The sequence below is a fragment of the Aeromonas sp. Y318-1 genome, assembly GCF_027706125.1.
Lineage (GTDB): Bacteria > Pseudomonadota > Gammaproteobacteria > Enterobacterales > Aeromonadaceae > Aeromonas > Aeromonas hydrophila.
On the sequence record NZ_JAPDCM010000008.1, the window covers coordinates 19778 to 38424 of the forward strand.

Genomic DNA, 18647 nt, shown 5'->3' on the forward strand with positions numbered 1-18647 from the left:
TTCCCAAATTATTAGGTCGATCTATAGTGAGTTCAATTTAATAACTGAGGAATGATCATGAAAAAAATCATGCTGTGCTGCTCTGCCGGGATGTCCACCAGCCTGCTGGTGAAAAAAATGCTGGTAGAAGCCGAAAAACGGGGCCTGGCTGCCGAGATCAAGGCTTTTGGCGCATCAGAGTTCGATGATCAGATGCCGCTCTACCAGGTGGTCTTGCTAGGGCCACAGATCAAGTACATGCAACCTGAATTACAAGCCAAGGCAGCCGTTCATGGTGTCAAGGTACAACCCATCGACATGATGGATTACGGCATGCAGCGCGGTGACAAGGTGTTGGATTACGCCCTGTCCCTGATTGGTTAAGCGTGCTCACAAGGAAGGACACACACAATGAGTTCACTCTATGGGATGCTGGTCAAGTTGATCGAACAACGGATCGGCCCATTGGCAGGAAAACTGGGCCAGCAACGCTATGTTCTGGCCATCCGTGACGGCTTCATTGCCGCGCTGCCGTTCATGATCGTCGGCAGCTTTATGCTAGTCTTTATCTTCCCCCCCATCTCCAGCGAAACCACCTGGGGCTTTGCCAGAGCTTGGCTAGATTTTTCCAACACCTATCGTGCCGAACTCATGTTGCCCTTCAACATGAGCATGGGACTGATGACGGTCTTCATCTCGGTGGGCGTCGCATCCAGCCTGGCCAAGCAATACTCCCTGGACCCCATCACCACGGGCCTGCTCTCCCTGATGTCGTTCATGCTGGTGGCGGCGCAATATAAAGACGGCACCATCTCCACCCAGTATTTCTCCGGTCAGGGCATCTTTACCGCTCTCATTTGTGCCATCTATTCGACCGAGGTCTACGCCTGGCTCAAGCGCAACAACATCACCATCCGTCTGCCCGAGCAGGTCCCGATGGGGGTGGCGCGCTCCTTCGAGGTACTGATCCCGGTCCTGGCGATCATCCTGACCTTACACCCCTTCAACATGCTGCTGCAGGAAACCACAGGCATGATCCTGCCCGAGGCGATCATGGCCATGCTCAAACCGCTAGTGGCGGCTTCCGACAGCCTGCCTGCCGTCTTGCTGGCGGTGCTGTTGTGCCAGATCCTATGGTTTGCCGGCATCCACGGCACCATGATCGTCACCGGCATCATGAACCCCTTCTGGATGGCAAACCTGGCCAGCAACCAGGCCGCACTAGCCGCAGGTCAGGCCATTCCTCACACCTTCCTGCCCGGTTTCTGGGATCACTTCCTGTTCATCGGCGGCGTGGGATCCACCTTGCCACTGGCATTCCTGCTGATGCGCAGCCGTGCCGTGCACCTGCGCACCATAGGACGAATGGGCGTGGTCCCCGGGTTCTTTAACATCAACGAACCGATCCTGTTTGGTGCCCCCATCATCATGAACCCGGTCTTCTTCCTGCCCTTCATCCTGGTGCCGGTGATCAACGCCATCCTGGCCTGGTTTGCCGTGGATCTGGGTCTGGTTGAGAAGGTCGTGATGCTGACCGCATGGACCACGCCGGCCCCCATCGGCGCCTCCTGGGCGACCAACTGGGCCTTCAGTCCGGTCATCATGTGCTTCATCTGCATGGGGATCTCCGCCCTGATGTATTACCCCTTCGTGCGGGCTTACGAACGCACCCTGCTCAAGCAGGAAGCCGAGACGGCTGAAGCGGAAGAAGCCGCCAGATCAGAAAAAGCAGACACAATCACACCGATTCAGAGTCAGGCGTAAGCACCCGGCGTGCGGGCGCCACGCCGCCTGCACGCCGGTCATCAAGAGGAAACTGCAATGCAATATACATTCCCCGAAGGCTTCTGGTGGGGTAGCGCCTCGTCGGCCGCACAATCGGAAGGGGCTGCCAACGTGGGCGGCAAGGCACCGACCATCTGGGATCACTGGTTCGAGACGGAGCCACATCGCTTCCACGGTCAGGTAGGCCCAGCCAACACCTCCACCTTCTACGATCGTTATCGTGAAGACATCGCATTGATGGAACAGATTGGCCACAACAGCTTCCGCACATCCATCTCCTGGGCCCGGTTGCTGCCGGATGGCCACACCGTCAACCAGGAGGCCGTCGACTTCTACAACAAGGTTATCGATGAGCTGCTGGCCAAGGGGATCAAACCCTTCATCGGCCTGTTCCACTTCGACATGCCGATGTACTGGCAGGAGCAGGGGGGCTGGGAGAGCCGCGAAACCGTGGCGGCTTATGCCGAGTACGCAGAGCTCTGCTTCAAACTGTTCGGTGATCGCGTCGCCTGCTGGATGACCTTCAATGAACCAGTGGTGGTGGTGGAAGGTGGTTATCTGTATGACTTCCATTACCCGAACCAGATGGACTTCAGACGGGCAGCCCAGGTGGCTTATCACATGATGCTGGCCCACAGCCTGGCGGTGAAGCGTTATCGAACACTATCCCTGCCCGGCCAGATCGGCATTGTCCTGAACCTGACCCCCTCATATCCGCGCTCTTCAAACCCGGCGGACTTGAAGGCCTCGTTCATTGCTGACCTGTTCTTCAACCGCGCCTTCCTCGATCCTGCGGTGAAGGGAGTTTATCCCCAGGAGCTGATCGATATCCTGCGCGAACACGATCAGATGCCCGTGGTGCAAAGCGGCGACTGCGAACTGCTGGCCGCCGGCAAGATCGATCTGCTCGGCATCAACTATTACCAGCCGCGGCGAGTGAAGGCACGCATGACGGCCATCAACCCGGACTCCCCTTTCCTGCCTGACTGGTTCTTCGAGAATTACGAGATGCCAGGCCGCAAAATGAACCCTTATCGTGGCTGGGAAATATATGAGCGCGGTATTTATGACATATTGATCAACCTGCGCGACAACTATGGAAATATTCCAAGCTATATCTCCGAAAATGGCATGGGTGTCGAAGGGGAACACAGATTCATTGGTGAAGATGGTCAGGTAAAAGACGACTATCGTATCGACTTCATTCGTGGCCACCTCCAGTGGATTCATACCGCCATTGCTGAAGGAAGTAATTGCCGTGGTTATCACCTGTGGACCTTTATTGACAACTGGTCCTGGATGAATGCCTACAAGAACCGCTATGGATTCATCAGCCTTGATTTGGAAAGCCAGCAGCGCACCGTCAAGAAAAGTGGTGAATGGTTCGCCAACGTCTCTCGTAATAATGGATTTTAAGGAGTCATAAATGATGGATCTTGAAGAAGCAGTCATGGGCATCATCGTCAATGCCGGTCAATCTCGCAGTCTCTGTTTCGAAGCCCTGCGTCAGGCTCGTGCTGGCCAGTTCAGCGAAGCGGATGCCTTGCTGCTCCAGGCCACCGACGCAGGGAAGGCTGCCCATGCCGTACAAACCAAACTGATTGAAGCCGATGAGGGCGAAGGCAAGACCAAGATGACACTGGTCATGGTACATGCTCAGGATCACCTGATGACATCCATTCTGTGCCGCGAACTGGCCACCGAACTGGTCGAGATCTATCGCCGCCAAGCAAGCTGATTTTAACTCATCGGATCGGGAGTCCGTGCTTTTGCCACCGTTATATACGGTGGCTTTTTTTATTCTGGTTATACCAACCAGCCGTCATGTATTTCATACCTTTTCAGGCAATTTCAAAAATATGAAACTGTCATGACGCGATACCAGTATAAGTTTCAATATCTGTTTATGGCTATTCTTATGCTGCTTGTAGTCATCAATAAAACACCCATTAATAAACACACAGGAATGTGGATAATATGCGTAAACTTGGACTGATGTCAGTATTGCTGATGGCGGGAGGATTATATTCCACTCAGGCATCGGCATGGTGGTGGAGCAATCAGGATTGGCAGGTCTCTGATGGTTGGCGTAATGGAGGGGCAGAATTCGACTGCACCTGGCGCGCCGCCAACGTCTGGATGGAGTCCGGCATGGCCATCCTCCATGCGAAATCCGACAAAGGAAACAAGAGCTGCGCTGAGCTGCGAACCTACAACTACACCCGCAAGGGTCGTTATGAGGTGCAGATGCAGGCAGGATCGGTGCCCGGCACCATCAGCTCCTTCTTTACCTATACCGGAGATGCAGGCACCAGCTCTCACTATGAAGTCGACATCGAGCTGATGGGGGGCACCAACCTGCTCCATACCAACATCTGGATCCAGGGGCGTCAGTATCCTCAAGACATCGATTTAGGCAAGTACGGCATGTCAATCTGGAATATGGAGCGCTACGCCTTTAATATCGATGCAGCGGGTGTCACTTGGCAGGTGTTCAGCCGCACCCAGAACAAATGGGTGAGCGTGCGCCGAGAGAGCCGCCCCGTCACCAGTTGGATGCAGGTTTTTGTGAACAACTGGATCAGCGCCAATCCCAGCTTCCCACCCAGTACCTACAACAGCCAACCTGTCTACGCCAAATACAAGTACGTCAACGTAACTCCATGGGAATGATAGTAGGCTATGTAATGATCAACTAAATTCGGACACTTGGTAAGGTCAGTCTTCGGCTTTTTCTGGCGACAATCACAAGATTGTAACGATGTGGATGCCGCCAGTTGTAGTAATCCATCAGGTAATAACTGATATCCCGCTTTGTGTATATATATGATTATCAACTGACACCGACTTAAGGTCGGTGTTTTTTGTTGTTTTAGTACGAAATTCCTTCAGTATCAATTTAGCACTTTTCTTGAACATAGCGTTGTTGCCCAAATCAGCCAGCAAATCATGACTTCCCCAGCCCCAAGCGACCGTTACACTCGGGCCTTTCTGACAGGTAGGCCAATGGTCGTCCCGGTTTGCCAAGCCTTCAATCGATGACGGTAAGTTAGGTTGAGATTGCAGCCATAGATCCGGACTGTGATCGAGGCTACTGCCTCGGTCCCTGATGGGATTCGATTACGCGCTCCTCTATCAGTTTGTCGCTCTCGAAAGTGCTTTGAATACCTCGGGTTTTGCCAGTCACGGTCTGACCTGTCTCGCCATCACGTCACATCCCTGTTTATCGCCATGCCGGAAAAGCTGCGTCGCCACTACCGACGAGCCAAAACCATCACGCTGATCCTCGATAACTACATCATTCACTAGAGCCAAGGAGGCATGGATGCATGGATGCATGGATGCATGGATGCATGGATGCATGGATGGTGCGGATCCGGTTCTCTCGACGCAACATAAGAACCTGAGAGCTCTGAGCAAACCGCTACAGCCCCAGCAACTCAGCGATATCCGCCACTCGACTCAACATGGCATGGGTCATGGGTGAAGGAAGGGGAATAGGCTGCCATGGGTTACTCCAACTGATGCGATAACAAATGAGGAATTAGCTTAACAGATCCGGGAGTAGAAACTCCCAAGTTGAATTTGAATGGCCAAGCATCCCCGCTAGAGCCCATGAATTAAGTGTAAACATTACCTTATCAGTTGACTACGCCCAAAATTACGGCTGTTTCGTACTTTCGTGCGTAATTTAAATAAATACGCAGTCCTCTCCAAGAAGTTATAGAATCTCTCATTGTGTAGATCTGCATCTCGGCGATCAAATCGATACTCTGCGTCATCAGGGAAATGTACCAAAGACGCATAATCAGGGTATGCGAGCCTCAATGCACTACACCAAGCTTTACGGATGCGTGTAGCCATGTTATCCGCATCAAAATTAGAGTAATCACCAAGATGACCGTAGTCATCTCGGTTAAACAGTAGCACCAAGTGGTAATGAGGATGTTGGCTTGCTACTTGCTCCTTCACCCAGATATAACCCAAAAAGAATGGTTTACCGGTCTTCCCCTTACGGTGACGTGCGGCTTTTATCTGGCTTTTTAGTGAAGCAATAAAGCGCGTAATAACCTTTTCCTCTTCTACCTCCGGTGGAAAGCCTGTCGGCATGTCCGGATTATCCATAACTGGTATATGAGGGAAACGCAGATCAACACGTACAGCAAACACTCGCGGATGTTTATTCAAAAAGTTAGCGATCACCTCCACGGATGTTTTCAGCTGTTCAAAGGATATTTCACCATACTTGGCTTCAGCCACAACTCGCAAGTTTTCTTGCTCGTTGCCTATTAAACAATACCCAAGTTTTGATTTCATATACGGTCCTATTGTTCGAATGGAATATCCACGCCTGCTGGTGAGATGCACTTGCTGTCATTAATGAGAGGTGCTACGTAAAGCTTTACAGTCAACTGATACCCTGCTCTCTTATCAAACCAGTAGGTTGATATACCAACCTGCATTTAGCACTCTGTGCTTTGCATATGCTGCACTATGCCGATGTATACGGCTAATGGCTTGTATCTGACGTACAAGCCCGATGTGTATCTGATTGGCATACACTTCGTGTGTATATCACATGTTCTCTTTGGTATACCCTGTGATACACTCTGATGGTGTATCACTCTCATCCTCGATATATTTCCTACACCCTCTACCTGGGTATACACCTTGGTGTGTATATCCTCTACGCCGCATTTACCTTGTTATACACTTCGCGTGTATAGTAATACTATTACCGAACTTAGCGACCTCCTAAATCACCGGGGAATACGTGATCACTTTAAATAAAACTCCAGCAGCACCGGATGTTAAGGCAAGAACGTCACTCTGAACTTAGCTTCAACGTACAAGCAACTACTCCATGCCAAGAAATTAACTAGCAAAGAAAATTGACGACCAACATTTACCTCCCCTAAATAGATAAAATTAAACCACCAAGCTAAAAAAGGCTCCCCAAAGGGGAGCCCAGTAAATTGTTAGTTGTTAGCCTTCTCGCTCCATTATCAATTTGCGAATCCAGCCCTCTATTTCTGATTTTTCCCATGCCACAGTCTTGGGCGATGTTTTGAGTTGTGAAGGGAACTTTCCAGCCTTGATTAGCCGGTAGATTGTAGGGCGAGACAGCTTAGTCATTGCTATCAATTCATTTATTTTAATGAGACCCATCTTACTCTCCTTAGATTTTTTCATACCTAAGGTTCGTTGTGTTCATTTTTACATATCCCAGACGCCATCATCACAGTAGGATCCATTACCCCACAATTTAAACTCACTGATCCACAGCAAATACCAAATCACCAACGCCTCACCGATGCTACTACAGGCATTCACATACCAGCTCTCTCTAAAAACCAGTGATGAGCAAGCTCACGCCAACCACGAGAACCAAAACTCTCCCCCCCATAAGAAGCTAATGAAAATCAATGAAAAAGCACAAGGAATGGAGATAACAGTCCAAACGTAGATACTATAAATCGACTACAAAAACTCAATAAAAACCCTATGATGACACTTGACTAGCACTATAAAAACTCTAGTATTAAATTTAAATTATTTTTAAATGGAATGAATTTATATGAAAACATCCAGCTATGAACAACCAATAGCAAGTGATTCAAAATACCCATGGGGTGATCGTTTCAATAGATTGAAAGCCACAGAGGAAATGAGAAGATTTGCAGAGTATATTTTGCATCAACTACAATTTGACACCATAAACACTGATTTTGACTCAATTTTATCAATTTTTAATGACCATTTTAAAACCAAGCAAGATTATATTTTCGCAAACTACATTCGAAAGATAGATAGCTCAATCCAGCTAGATAACACCGATGCTATCGCAGAATTTCTATTCAAACAGTTCAGTAGAAACTGCCTAGAGATGGAGCACTTTTATTGGATACAGGTAGCGAACCAAAGAGTGTGTAATTTTGTATTCGCTATAACTAATAATTGGAGTTATTTTTTTGACAAAGACAGTGACCTTTACAAGAAAATCATCCCAAATCTTAGTCAACCAGGGCTAGCTTATTTTAGAAGTAATTCTTTTGAAGACACAATCTCATTAAGCCACATGCGTTTTACCAATAGTCACCCCAGAGCCAAAACTTCTCGTCAAAAAAAAGAAAGGATAATTGAGTATTTTGATCGCTTAGAAGATGGTATCGCTATAAAATCCAAACAACTTCAGCTTATTGAATTGCTTTGGGGTAAAATAATTAAAAGACAAAAACCTAAAAGCTGGTTGAACTTTAAAGAATTAGATGATGAAGATGTGCTATGGATAAAAGACCAGATAGATCAAGAGGACATTTTTTTAAAAATAATTGACGGCAATAGCAATGAAGATATTTCTGAAGCCATTACAACTTACTTTGATTTACTATTCGTATTTAAAGAAAGTGACTGCATAATCAAAGTTGATAAAATCAAAAAATCCCTAACCCAAAAAAATTACAGAAAAAACAACCCACACAACAAGCAATATAACTTTGTCATGAATATAGATATTGAAAGGAAATTAAAAGCAATAACAAAAGCAAAGGGACTAAAAAGAAATGCAGTCTTAGAAGAACTAATTAACGATGCATACTGCAGCATCAATCCCTATGAGAAATAGCATCAACCGTTAAGATCTAACTATAAAAATAACATGTTACATGGGGGCTATTACGCCCCCAGGAAAACTATATTTAATCGAGGAAAACCATCTATATCGCAGTTAACCTGTCTAAATGATCCGCCCACTTTTGCAACCACTCTTTGCACTCATCATTGTATCTGTGGAGGTTATATGTTCCTTCTATGCCCTTTGGAGCATGACCTAGTATTGCCTCCGCAATATCACTTGGGCATTTCAGCTTTGCAAGCCCTGTTCTAACGGTACGCCTAAGGTCATGTGGTGTCCACGAAGGTATATCAATCATTACATTGTCTTTGCGCAATCGCCACGCAGTTTCAGTTAACAACTTTTGAGGTATCGGCTTTTTAGTCAAAAGAGAGGGGAATAAACAATCACCTGTGATTAATTTCAGTGAATGAAGAAAGTCGATAGCTTGTCTTGGCAGCTGAACATATCGCTCGGTATCAGTTTTCGTTTCTTTTAAATGGAATGTACCATTACTTAGATCAATATCTCGCCAATAAGCACCACAGATTTCTCCGGTTCGACACCCTGTCCATAGCGTCATTCTGAGCACGTTTTTCTGTGGAATAGTAAAACCAGAACTTGGTAACCAGAGAAGAAATTTTTTTAGCTCTTCATCACTAAGAATTCGAGTTCCTTTTTGACATGTTAAACGCACTTTCGCTAATTTTAATCTTTTCTTTGCGTTCGTAACTGGGTTTACAAAGTGCTCATCCAGTTTACCCGTTCCAATTGCATAATCGAAAGCAGCTGATAGCTCACGAAGAACACTACCAGCTTGAACATTCGCTCCCCGCGCAACAATCTCCATGACCAAAGCCACGATATCGTTAGCTAGCACCTCCGTGGCTAACCTCTCTCCGAATACACGCACAGGATCGTTATAGAGAGTCCTTCGAGTTTCTGCTTGCCCTTTGGGTTTACGGGCTCCAGGTAAAATCCCTCCTTCCTTGGCGTGCCGATCTTCGATGTGCTCAGTCAGGTAAAGCTCGATCATGTCAGTGATGGTAAACGGTGCAACGACTTCAGGTTCCTGCTCGAGCTTGACTTTAACTGCGCTCAGCTCTGTAGCCGGACAGACACCTTGATGCCTCATGAGCTTCAATTCCTTGAACTTGGTCCTTGCCTCCTCCAATGACATGGCAGGAAAGACACCTAAGGTGACTTGCTTTTGTTTACGCGGATTCAAAGGGTCATTGTAGCGGTAGTAAAAGCTTTTCTTTCCCGTTTTCCCGCACGCTACTCGCAATCCTCGGTAATCACCGATGTCGACTTTATCTTTGTCTCCTGGCTTCATCGACTCAATTGCCTTGTAAGAAAGCGGTTTGCTATTCTGGGGCGCAGCCATCACTTACATCCTTTCATATCGTTTTTTATGAGAGAAAAGCGTAGGTTTTCATTCTAATCACGTTCATCATCACACAAACCTACGCTTTAGCCTACGCTTAGAAGCAAGATTCAGTGAGCTTAGGTGAGACAAACTGAACCATGCTGAGCTTTAACAAAGAATAAAGACAGTTTAAGAACAGCAACTTAACGGCGATCAGACATTGATAACAATAGAAAATCTACAACAACACACACCTATGATGCAGCAGTATCTGACCCTCAAGGCCGAGAATCCGGAGATCCTGCTGTTCTACCGGATGGGCGACTTCTACGAGCTGTTCTATGACGATGCCCGCAAGGCCTCCCAGCTGCTCGACATCTCTCTGACCAAGCGCGGCCAGTCGGCCGGCAGCCCCATCCCGATGGCGGGCGTTCCCTATCACGCCATCGAAGGCTATCTGGCCAAGCTGGTGCAGCTCGGCGAGTCGGCTGCCATCTGCGAGCAGGTAGGGGATCCCGCTACCAGCAAGGGGCCGGTGGAGCGCAAGGTCATTCGCATCATCACCCCGGGCACCGTCTCCGACGAGGCGCTGCTCAGCGAGCGACAAGACAACCTGATCGCCGCCGTTTATCACGATGGCCGCCGCTTCGGCTACGGCACCATGGACATCGGCTCCGGCCGCTTCTTCATCAACCAGTTCGAGAAAGAAGAGACCCTGCTGGCGGAGCTGCAGCGCACCAACCCGGCCGAGCTGCTCTACCCCGAATCCTTCGCCTTCCTGCACCACGTCGAGGGTCGCCGCGGTCTGCGCCGCCGCCCCGAGTGGGAGTTTGAGCTCGGCACCGCCCGCAAGCTGTTGTGCCAACAGTTCGGCACCCAGGATCTGGTGGGCTTTGGCGTCGAGCAGAGCGAGACCGCCCTGTGCGCCGCCGGCTGCCTCATGCAATACGTGAAAGACACCCAGCGCACCGCCCTGCCCCACATTCGCAGCGTGCGCCTCGAACAGCCGGATCACGCGGTCATCATGGATGCTGCCACCCGCCGCAATCTGGAGCTGACCCAGAATCTGGCCAGCGGTCACGACAACACCCTCTCCGCCGTACTGGACTGCACCGCCACCCCCATGGGCAGCCGCTTGCTCAAGCGCTGGATCCACCAGCCGATCCGCGACCGGGTGATCCTCAAAGGCCGCCAGAGCACCATCAAGGAGCTCATCGAGCAGAACCTCTATGACGAGCTGGGCGGCTTGCTGCGCCAGGTCGGCGACGTGGAGCGGGTGCTGGCGCGCCTGGCCCTGCGCTCGGCCCGTCCGCGCGATCTCACCCGGCTGCGGCAGGCCTTCGCCCAGTTGCCCGAATTGCAGCGTCTGCTGGCGGAGAGCGAGCACGAGGCGGTGCAGCAGTTGCGCGATCGCGCCAGCACCTTCCCCGAACTGCTGGCTCTGCTGGAGCGCGCCGTGATGGAGGTGCCACCGGTGCTGATCCGCGATGGCGGCGTCATCCGCGACGGCTTCAACCAGGAGCTGGACGAGCTGCGGGATCTGGCCAACGGCGCCACCGCCAGCCTGGCCCGCATCGAGGAGCGCGAGCGGCTGCTGACCGGCATCAACACCCTCAAGGTGGGCTACAACAAGGTGCACGGCTTCTACATCGAGGTGAGCCGAGCCAACAGCCACCTGGTGCCGGCCCACTACATCCGCCGCCAGACTCTCAAGAACAACGAACGCTACATCATCGACGAGCTTAAAAAGTACGAGGACAAGGTGCTCACCGCCCAGGCCCAGGCGCTGGCGCTGGAAAAACGCCTCTACGAAGAGCTGCTCGATGCTCTGCTGCCGCATCTGGGCGATCTGCAGGAGTCCGCCGCCGCGCTGGCGGAGCTGGACGTGCTGGCCAACCTGGCCGAGCGGGCCGAGACCCTCGACTACCGCTGCCCGACGCTCATCGACGAGGATCAGATCCTGATCGAGGCGGGCCGCCATCCGGTGGTGGAGCAGGTGATGACCGACCCCTTTATCGCCAACCCGATCCACCTCGACCGTGATCGCCGCATGCTGATCATCACCGGCCCCAACATGGGCGGTAAATCGACCTACATGCGCCAGACCGCGCTGATCGTGCTGCTGGCCCACATCGGCGCCTTCGTGCCGGCCGACAGCGCCCGCATCGGTCCCATCGACCGCATCTTCACCCGCATCGGGGCATCGGATGATCTGGCATCGGGAAGATCCACCTTTATGGTGGAGATGACCGAGACAGCCAATATCCTCAACAACGCCACCGCCCGCAGCCTGGTGCTGATGGACGAGATCGGTCGCGGCACCAGTACCTATGACGGTCTCTCGCTGGCATGGGCCTGCGCCGAACAGCTGGCAAGCAAGATCGGCGCCTACACCCTGTTCGCTACCCACTACTTCGAGCTGACCCGTCTGCCGGAGCTGATGAAAGGGCTGGCCAACGTCCACCTCGATGCGGTGGAGCACGGCGACACCATCGCCTTTATGCACGCGGTGCAGGAGGGAGCGGCCAGCCGCTCCTACGGGCTGCAGGTGGCGGCGCTGGCGGGGGTGCCCAAATCGGTGATCCAGCAGGCCCGTCACAAACTGCACGAGCTGGAAAGCGCCACCCCGGTAGCCGCTGGTGAAAGCCGCCCGGCCCCGGTGGCCATGGCGCTCCAGAGCCATCCGGTGGTCGATGAGCTGGAAGCGGTGCGCCCGGACGAGCTCACCCCGCGGCAGGCGCTGGATCTGCTCTATCGCCTCAAACAGATGCTCTGACCAGCGGCAACTGATCAGCCATGAAAAAGGGGAACCGCGAGGTTCCCCTTTTGTTTGGCTGCTTGATGGCACCCTGAACAGGATGTAGCCAGGTCAGGCCGGCCCGATCCGCTCCAGCAGGCTCATGTGGGTTGAACCGTCGTGACGCTTGAGCTTTTGTCGGTATTCTAACTGGTGCTGGCTCTCCTGCTTGAGGCCCAGCATCAGCGAGTAGCACATGGCCAGCATGATCACCGAGAAGGGCAGCGCCGCTATGATGCTGGCGGCCTGCAGGGCGGCCAGCCCGCCGGAGACCAGCAGGATGGCGGCCACCAGCCCCTGACCCAGTCCCCAGATGGCACGGTGCAACACGGGAGGATCCTGATCGCCGATGGAGAGCAGGGTCGTGATCACGAGAGTGCCCGAGTCGCTGGAGGTGATGAAGTAGGTACAGATCAGCAGGGTCAGCACGCCTTTGGCGATCCAGCCGAAGGTCTCCCAGTGCAGCAGTTCCACCGTCTGGTAGAGCGCCAGGGTCACGTCCTGATTGACCGCGGCCACCACGCCGCCACCGCCGAACAGCTCCAGATTCATGGCGGTACCGCCGAATACGGTGAGCCAGAACATGCCGAGCAGCGAGGGCACCAGCAGCACGCCGAGCACGAATTCACGGATGGTACGCCCCTTGGAGATGCGGGCGATGAACATGCCGACAAACGGCGCCCACGCAATCCACCAGCCCCAGTAAAACGCCGTCCAGCTCGACTGCCAGGCCGAGGTGCCGTTGGCCTCGGTGTTGGTCCAGAAGCTCAGCTTGACGATGTTTTGCAGGTAATCACCGATGTTCTGTACATAAGCGTTGAGGATGTAGGTGGTCGGCCCCAGCACCAGAAAGAGGCCCAGCACAAACACGCTCAGCCAGATATTGAGCTCGGAGAGCAGCTTGACCCCCCGTCCGACCCCGGAGACCGCCGACAAGGTGGCGATCAGGCTGATGCCGCCGATGAGCCAGAGCTGGTTCGCTTGCGATACTTCCATGCCGAACATCTGGTTGAGGCCTGTGTTCATCTGGGAGACCCCCAGGCCAAGGGAGGTGGCCACCCCGAACACGGTACCGAACACCGCCAGCACGTCGGCGGCATGGCCCCAGAAGCCGTAGATGCGATCGCCGAGCAGCGGATAGAGCACGGAGCGGATGGCCAGCGGCAGCTTGCGCCGATAGCTGAAGAAGGCGAGCGACAGGCCGACGATCACATAGATGGCCCAGGGGTGCAGGCCCCAGTGGAAGAAGGTGAGGCGCATGGCGATCTGGGCCGCCTCCGGAGTCATCCCTTCGGTGATGAAGGGATTGCCCTGCAGGTGGTTCATCGGCTCGGCAATGCTCCAGAACACCAGGCCTATGCCCATGCCGGCACTGAACAGCATGGCAAACCAGGCGAAGTAGCCGAACTCCGGTACCTGGTCGTCGTCACCCAGCCGGATGCTGCCAAAGCGGCTGAACATCAGGTAGACAGCGAAGAACAGGAACAGGGCGACCACCAGAATGTAGTACCACTTGAACCCGGCAATGATCTGATCCTTGGCGCCGACAAACCAGCTGGCGGCGGTTTCGGGAACGAACACCCCGAACAGCAGGAACAGGGTGATGACGGTGAGCGCCGTCATGGCCATGGTCGGGTTGAGGCCTTTGAATAGTCCTTTGCTTGCTCTCATCTGGCCTCCTTAATCGTTGTTGAAAAAGTCTTCACCCACGTGATCGCCGGCACCACCGATGGCGCGGTAGACCAGCTTGCCAGCCGTCTGCACCCGGTGGTCCACCAGGCTGACCGAAGGCTGGCCATTCACCGCATGACGCTTGCCGAGGAAGATGGCCATGGGCACGCCCAGGTTGGAGATGCCGCTGGTGATCCAGAGCCGGTTGAAGTCGTAGGAGCCGCCGATGAACTCCAGCTGGGCCAGACCGGTATCAAGGCCGGTCAGATAGAAGTTCATCGCGCTCTCGTCCGGGAAGAGGTGCACCAGCACATAGGCGTAACGCAATTCATTCACCAACTCCTTTAGGTTGAAAGAACCAGTCTCACTACAGGAGAGGGGCAGCTCACCATCGTAGTGGTGCACCTTGAGGTTGTTGGGGTCTTCGTCATAGGTAGGCTGGTAACGCACGAAAGCAGAGGTATCAGGCAGTTCATAACGCACTCTGACCACCCGAAGGTCGGCCGCCAGCGACTTGATGTCCAGTTCGTCACTCATCATCTTGCTCCTCAAATGTCGGGTCAAAATTCGGAAAATGCCCGCTAACCTAACACAGAAATGATTAGAGCAGAAATCATTACAGTAAAAACCATATTGACCTTGTGACGAATTAGGCGGAGAATTTTGCGCCTCTCAACAGCCCCTCGACGATTCGTTCCCCATGGAAAAACATGATGAAGTGCTGGTAGCCCTGCGCCAGATAATTCGTGCCATCGACATGCACTCCAAGCGCTTGATCAAGGAGGCCGGCCTGACCTCGCCCCAGCTCTTGCTGCTCAAGGGGATCGACGAGCTGGGCCAGATCTCCATGCGCCAGCTGGCGGATCACACCAACATGAGCCAGGCCACCGCCACCACCATCATGGACCGCCTCGAGAGCCGCCAGCTGGTGCAGCGCATCCGCAGCGAAACCGACAAGCGCAAGGTGCATGCGACGCTGACTGACGCAGGCCGTGCCCTGCTGGCCCAGGCGCCCACCCCGCTGCAGGAGCGCTTCATCCAGCGCTTTCAGGCACTTGAGGTCTGGGAGCAGACCCTGTTGCTCTCTTCCCTGCAGCGCATCTCGGCCATGATGAATGCTGACGAGATAGACGCGGCCCCGGTGCTGAGCGTCCGGCCCCTCACCGAAGAGCGGGCATAAAAAAAGCTCCCGAACGGGAGCTTTTTTTATGGGCCGGGGAGAGTGCGATCACTCTTCCAGGCTGATGCCGATATTGGAGACGCCATCCTGGGCCGCAAAGGTACGGATAGCCAGAATGCGGTCGCTGTCGCGCTCATGGGAAACCCGCTTGAGCAGCTCGACCTGAAACTCCAGCTCGGCTTCCATGTATTCGTGCTCGTAGAGCTCCTCGTCGGTGAGGTCGCGCTCTTCCAGCATCTCGATGAAACCGGCGACCGTACCGACCGATGCATGGCTGGCATCGTTGGCCTCTTCACCCACCCGGCAGATCACCGAGTTGTAGGCACAGCCCAGCGCCACGCAGGCATCCAGCGCCGGATAGGCACCGTAGGACTCGAATTTGCCAGGTTCGGGAATATAGACTTCAAACGCCTCCAGGATCGCCCCCAGATTGACGCGGGATCCCTTCACCGTCAGGTAATTCCACATCTGATCCAGGGCGTGGCGAAATGCCTTCGCATCCCCGAAACCGGAGGCCTGGGAAAACAGCGCATAGTTGGGGTACATGCGCTCTGCCAGCGCCAGGGTGTAGACGGTCTGTTGCCAAGGCTGTAGCTCGGCCAGTCGCTTATAAAACTTGTCACCAAACACTGGAGTCGGATCCTTTGCAAAATGTGGGGCAGATTGTAGCCCACGAGGGGCCGCGCGAAAACGAAAAAGCGGCCTGGTCGGCTATGTTGGCCGGTCAACTCGGGTAAGATGAGGACAGAGCGGCCTCTCTCCCGCGCCGCAAATCTGATAAGGAACAAGAGTATGAGTCAACGTACCCTTCTTTTGCTCAGCCAGGACAATGCTCACTACGAGCGCCTGCTCAAGGCGGCCCACCTCCCCCATTTGCACATTCTGCGGGCCGACAACCAGGGCGAGGCCGAAAAATTGATCGGCGAAGCCCACATCCTGATGGCAGAGCCGGCGCGGGCCAAGCCGCTGCTGGCCAAGGCCGGCAAGCTCAGCTGGCTGCAGTCCACCTACGCCGGGGTCGACGTGCTGCTGGATGCCAGCTGCCGCCGCGACTATCAGCTCACCAACGTGCGCGGCATCTTCGGCCCGCTGATGAGCGAATATGTGTTCGGCCATCTGCTCAGCCTGATGCGCCAGCTGCCGCTCTATCGGGAGCAACAGAAGCAGCGGTTGTGGCAAAGCCACCCCTATCACGGCCTCAAGGGACGCACCCTGCTGATCTTGGGCACCGGCAGCATAGGCCAGCACATTGCCCACACCGGCAAGCACTTCGGCATGAAGGTGCTTGGCATCAGCCGCAGCGGCCGCGAGCGGGCTGGTTTCGATCAGGTGTATCAGCTGCCGGCCCTCAACAAGGTGCTGGCGCAGGCCGACGTCATCGTCAGCGTCCTGCCCGCCACCCGCGAGACACATCACCTCTTCACCGCTCCCCGTTTCGAACACTGCAAAGCGGGCGCCATCCTGTTCAACGTGGGGCGCGGCAACGCCATCCACGAAGGTGACCTGCTCACGGCGCTGCGCACCGGCAAGCTGGGCATGGCGGTGCTGGACGTGTTCGCACAGGAGCCGCTGCCCGCCGACAGCCCGCTCTGGGGCCAGCCCAATCTCATCATCACGCCGCACAACAGCGCCTACAGCTTCCCCGAGGATGTGGCCCAGATCTTCGTGCGCAACTACATCCGCTTCATCGACGGCCAGCCGCTGGACGGCAAGATAGACTTCGACAAGGGCTATTGATGGCCATCAGCCAATAAAAAGGCCCCGCCAGAGTGGCGGGGCCTTCTTGTTTCGGCGACAGAGGCATCAACCGGCCTCCATCTCCTTGCGATAGCTCTTCACTTTGGCGAGGAACTGGCGCTTCTCCTTGCCGGAGAGCGGTTCCGCCATCGGCAGCTTGACCTTCATAGCATCGACCGGACGGTTGTTGATCCGCACCTCGTAGTGCAGGTGGGCACCGGTGGAACGACCTGTGTTGCCGGAAAGCGCAATCTTGTCACCCATCTTCACCTTCTGGCCCGGCTTGACCAGCAGCTTGCTCAGGTGCAGGTAGCGGGTCATCAGGGTACGACCGTGCTTGATCACCACATAGGTGCCGGCCAGCGGGTGGCTGGTCGCCTTCAGCACGACCCCGTCGCCGGTTGCCATCACGGGAGTGCCGACCGGCAGGGCAAAGTCGGTGCCTTCGTGGGGACGCACCTGGCCGGTGATCGGGTGGCGGCGGTTCGGGTTGAAGCTGGAGCTGACTCGGTAGCGGCTGTGGGTCGGATAACGGCGGAAACCGCGCTCCAGGCTGTTGCCCTGGCCATCGTAGTAGTTGCCATCTTCAGACAACCAGGCAGACACGCTCTGGCCCTGGCTGAACACTTCCACCCCCAGCAGCTGGGTATTGCCGGTGCTCTTGCCCTCAACCGTCTCCTGGCGCACCAGCACCTTGAACTTGTCGCCCTTTTTCAGATCCTTGGCGAAGTTGAGTCGCCACTGGAACAGGTTGGCAATCTTCTGGATGTGGTTGGCCGGGATCCCCGCATTGCGGGCACTGACGTAAAAACTGCCGTTGATGACCCCGTCATACCCCTTCTTCTGCCACTCCACCTCTTCATTGAGCATGTTGGCGCTGTAGGTGTCGTCGGTCCGCTCCAGGATCAGAGTCTGCTTGATGTTCAGACGAATCTTCATCTGCTGCAGTATGTTGTCCTGATCGATCAGCAGCTCGATGGTTTGACCGGGCTTGAGACGTGCCAGATTGTTCTTGGTATCGGCATCCAGCACCTTGTAGAGGGTAGTGGTGGAGAGACCCAGGTTGTTGAAGATGGTGGTCAGGTTTTCGCCGTTTCGTACCCGATAATCCTGCCACTGGGGGGTGGCATCGGTCGGGATGTCATCTTCCGGGGTCGCAGCTTCCACCAGCTCGTGATCCGGGATGTCGTTGAAGTCCGTATTGTCTTCGTTGGTTGCGGTGCCGTTGGTGGCGATCGGCAACTCCAGACGCAATGGCCGCTCCAGGATGTCACCCGGTGCTGGCAATATGGCTACCGCTGACAGCGTCATCGCGGTCAGCAATAGCATGGCGTAAAAGTGTTTGCGGGGAACCGGGGGTTCCCAATTGGCGGCCTGCGCTACCAAGGGACGGAGACGTTTCATCCGCTATCCTGTCATTAGATCTAAGGGTGTTAGTGGTCAGTTTGTTTGTTATGAAACCGTATAAAACTGATTGTTTGACCTAAATACTCACAATTAGTTCATAGCAATCTGC

The 18647-nt window shown here is 54.0% G+C and carries 16 protein-coding genes and 1 pseudogene; 9 read left to right on the forward strand and 8 right to left on the reverse strand.

From position 1 onward, the window contains the following. The first annotated feature begins 57 nt into the window (after positions 1-57). The 5 genes from OKB87_RS12905 to OKB87_RS12925 all read left to right on the forward strand — a co-directional run bounded on the left by OKB87_RS12905 (position 58) and on the right by OKB87_RS12925 (position 4437). Complete coding sequence (locus OKB87_RS12905) at positions 58-363, forward strand: PTS sugar transporter subunit IIB (RefSeq protein ID WP_042658343.1); 306 nt, start codon at positions 58-60, stop codon at positions 361-363. Positions 364-390: 27 nt separating this feature from the next. Next, a complete protein-coding gene (locus OKB87_RS12910; RefSeq protein ID WP_042658342.1) occupies positions 391-1743 on the forward strand; it encodes a PTS sugar transporter subunit IIC in 1353 nt (450 codons plus the stop codon). Positions 1744-1800: 57 nt separating this feature from the next. Then, entirely contained in the window at positions 1801-3180 is a 1380-nt protein-coding gene (locus tag OKB87_RS12915) for a glycoside hydrolase family 1 protein (RefSeq protein ID WP_100654524.1), read from the forward strand. 10 nt (positions 3181-3190) lie between these two features. Then, positions 3191-3502, forward strand: a complete 312-nt coding sequence (locus OKB87_RS12920) for a PTS lactose/cellobiose transporter subunit IIA (RefSeq protein ID WP_010673336.1) — start codon at positions 3191-3193, stop codon at positions 3500-3502. 239 nt (positions 3503-3741) lie between these two features. Then, a complete protein-coding gene (locus tag OKB87_RS12925) occupies positions 3742-4437 on the forward strand; it encodes a family 16 glycosylhydrolase (protein ID WP_139729615.1) in 696 nt (231 codons plus the stop codon). An 18-nt stretch (positions 4438-4455) separates the two neighbouring features. Here the strand turns inward: OKB87_RS12925 and OKB87_RS23685 are convergent. From OKB87_RS23685 to OKB87_RS12935, 3 genes and pseudogenes are all read right to left on the reverse strand, one after another. After that, positions 4456-4576, reverse strand: a pseudogene (locus OKB87_RS23685) (IS3 family transposase); the annotation flags it as partial. 821 nt (positions 4577-5397) lie between these two features. Further along, positions 5398-6081, reverse strand: coding sequence for an inovirus Gp2 family protein (locus tag OKB87_RS12930; RefSeq protein ID WP_236381755.1), 684 nt, complete (start codon positions 6079-6081; stop codon positions 5398-5400). Between the two features lie 669 nt (positions 6082-6750). Then, complete coding sequence (locus tag OKB87_RS12935; protein ID WP_143238122.1) at positions 6751-6933, reverse strand: helix-turn-helix transcriptional regulator; 183 nt, start codon at positions 6931-6933, stop codon at positions 6751-6753. Between the two features lie 409 nt (positions 6934-7342). On the opposite strand from OKB87_RS12935, the gene OKB87_RS12940 reads away from it, so the two are divergent. After that, positions 7343-8389, forward strand: a complete 1047-nt coding sequence (locus OKB87_RS12940; RefSeq protein WP_245095815.1) for a hypothetical protein — start codon at positions 7343-7345, stop codon at positions 8387-8389. Positions 8390-8480: 91 nt separating this feature from the next. Here the strand turns inward: OKB87_RS12940 and OKB87_RS12945 are convergent, their stop codons facing one another. After that, positions 8481-9764, reverse strand: coding sequence for a tyrosine-type recombinase/integrase (locus tag OKB87_RS12945; protein WP_123173875.1), 1284 nt, complete (start codon positions 9762-9764; stop codon positions 8481-8483). 202 nt (positions 9765-9966) lie between these two features. Here OKB87_RS12945 and mutS point away from each other — a divergent pair, with 202 nt between their 5' ends. Next, the gene (mutS, locus tag OKB87_RS12950) at positions 9967-12522 is read left to right on the forward strand and encodes a DNA mismatch repair protein MutS (protein WP_270827674.1); all 2556 of its coding nucleotides are present in this window, start codon (positions 9967-9969) and stop codon (positions 12520-12522) included. A 93-nt stretch (positions 12523-12615) separates the two neighbouring features. Here the strand turns inward: mutS and OKB87_RS12955 are convergent, their stop codons facing one another. Together OKB87_RS12955 and OKB87_RS12960 are read right to left on the reverse strand one after the other, a co-directional pair. Continuing rightward, positions 12616-14214: a BCCT family transporter gene (locus OKB87_RS12955; protein WP_270827675.1), complete on the reverse strand. Its 1599-nt coding sequence runs from the start codon at positions 14212-14214 to the stop codon at positions 12616-12618. 9 nt (positions 14215-14223) lie between these two features. Next, the gene (locus OKB87_RS12960; protein WP_270827676.1) at positions 14224-14751 is read right to left on the reverse strand and encodes a hypothetical protein; all 528 of its coding nucleotides are present in this window, start codon (positions 14749-14751) and stop codon (positions 14224-14226) included. A 163-nt stretch (positions 14752-14914) separates the two neighbouring features. On the opposite strand from OKB87_RS12960, the gene OKB87_RS12965 reads away from it, so the two are divergent. Beyond that, complete coding sequence (locus OKB87_RS12965) at positions 14915-15394, forward strand: MarR family winged helix-turn-helix transcriptional regulator (RefSeq protein ID WP_011707436.1); 480 nt, start codon at positions 14915-14917, stop codon at positions 15392-15394. A gap of 48 nt (positions 15395-15442) precedes the next feature. Here OKB87_RS12965 and OKB87_RS12970 read toward each other — a convergent pair whose 3' ends face one another. Then, positions 15443-16024 carry a YjaG family protein gene (locus OKB87_RS12970; protein WP_135318949.1) on the reverse strand — a complete coding sequence of 194 codons (582 nt, stop codon included), beginning with the start codon at positions 16022-16024 and terminating at the stop codon, positions 15443-15445. Positions 16025-16186: 162 nt separating this feature from the next. Here OKB87_RS12970 and OKB87_RS12975 point away from each other — a divergent pair, with 162 nt between their 5' ends. Further along, a complete protein-coding gene (locus tag OKB87_RS12975) occupies positions 16187-17131 on the forward strand; it encodes a D-2-hydroxyacid dehydrogenase (protein WP_270827677.1) in 945 nt (314 codons plus the stop codon). A 66-nt stretch (positions 17132-17197) separates the two neighbouring features. Here the strand turns inward: OKB87_RS12975 and mepM are convergent, their stop codons facing one another. Then, on the reverse strand, positions 17198-18535 hold the full coding sequence (gene mepM, locus OKB87_RS12980; RefSeq protein WP_016352056.1) for a murein DD-endopeptidase MepM: 1338 nt from the start codon (positions 18533-18535) through the stop codon (positions 17198-17200). Positions 18536-18647: the final 112 nt, after the last annotated feature.

Excerpts from the sequence above, each read along its gene's own strand:
- OKB87_RS12905 (WP_042658343.1), top strand. The coding sequence starts at position 58 with ATGAAAAAAATCATGCTGTGCTGCTCTGCCGGGATGTCCACCAGCCTG.
- OKB87_RS12910 (WP_042658342.1), top strand. The coding sequence starts at position 391 with ATGAGTTCACTCTATGGGATGCTGGTCAAGTTGATCGAACAACGGATC.
- OKB87_RS12915 (WP_100654524.1), top strand. The coding sequence starts at position 1,801 with ATGCAATATACATTCCCCGAAGGCTTCTGGTGGGGTAGCGCCTCGTCG.
- OKB87_RS12920 (WP_010673336.1), top strand. The coding sequence starts at position 3,191 with ATGATGGATCTTGAAGAAGCAGTCATGGGCATCATCGTCAATGCCGGT.
- OKB87_RS12925 (WP_139729615.1), top strand. The coding sequence starts at position 3,742 with ATGCGTAAACTTGGACTGATGTCAGTATTGCTGATGGCGGGAGGATTA.
- OKB87_RS12930 (WP_236381755.1), bottom strand. The coding sequence starts at position 6,081 with ATGAAATCAAAACTTGGGTATTGTTTAATAGGCAACGAGCAAGAAAAC.
- OKB87_RS12935 (WP_143238122.1), bottom strand. The coding sequence starts at position 6,933 with ATGGGTCTCATTAAAATAAATGAATTGATAGCAATGACTAAGCTGTCT.
- OKB87_RS12940 (WP_245095815.1), top strand. The coding sequence starts at position 7,343 with ATGAAAACATCCAGCTATGAACAACCAATAGCAAGTGATTCAAAATAC.
- OKB87_RS12945 (WP_123173875.1), bottom strand. The coding sequence starts at position 9,764 with ATGGCTGCGCCCCAGAATAGCAAACCGCTTTCTTACAAGGCAATTGAG.
- OKB87_RS12955 (WP_270827675.1), bottom strand. The coding sequence starts at position 14,214 with ATGAGAGCAAGCAAAGGACTATTCAAAGGCCTCAACCCGACCATGGCC.
- OKB87_RS12960 (WP_270827676.1), bottom strand. The coding sequence starts at position 14,751 with ATGAGTGACGAACTGGACATCAAGTCGCTGGCGGCCGACCTTCGGGTG.
- OKB87_RS12965 (WP_011707436.1), top strand. The coding sequence starts at position 14,915 with ATGGAAAAACATGATGAAGTGCTGGTAGCCCTGCGCCAGATAATTCGT.
- OKB87_RS12975 (WP_270827677.1), top strand. The coding sequence starts at position 16,187 with ATGAGTCAACGTACCCTTCTTTTGCTCAGCCAGGACAATGCTCACTAC.
- mepM (WP_016352056.1), bottom strand. The coding sequence starts at position 18,535 with ATGAAACGTCTCCGTCCCTTGGTAGCGCAGGCCGCCAATTGGGAACCC.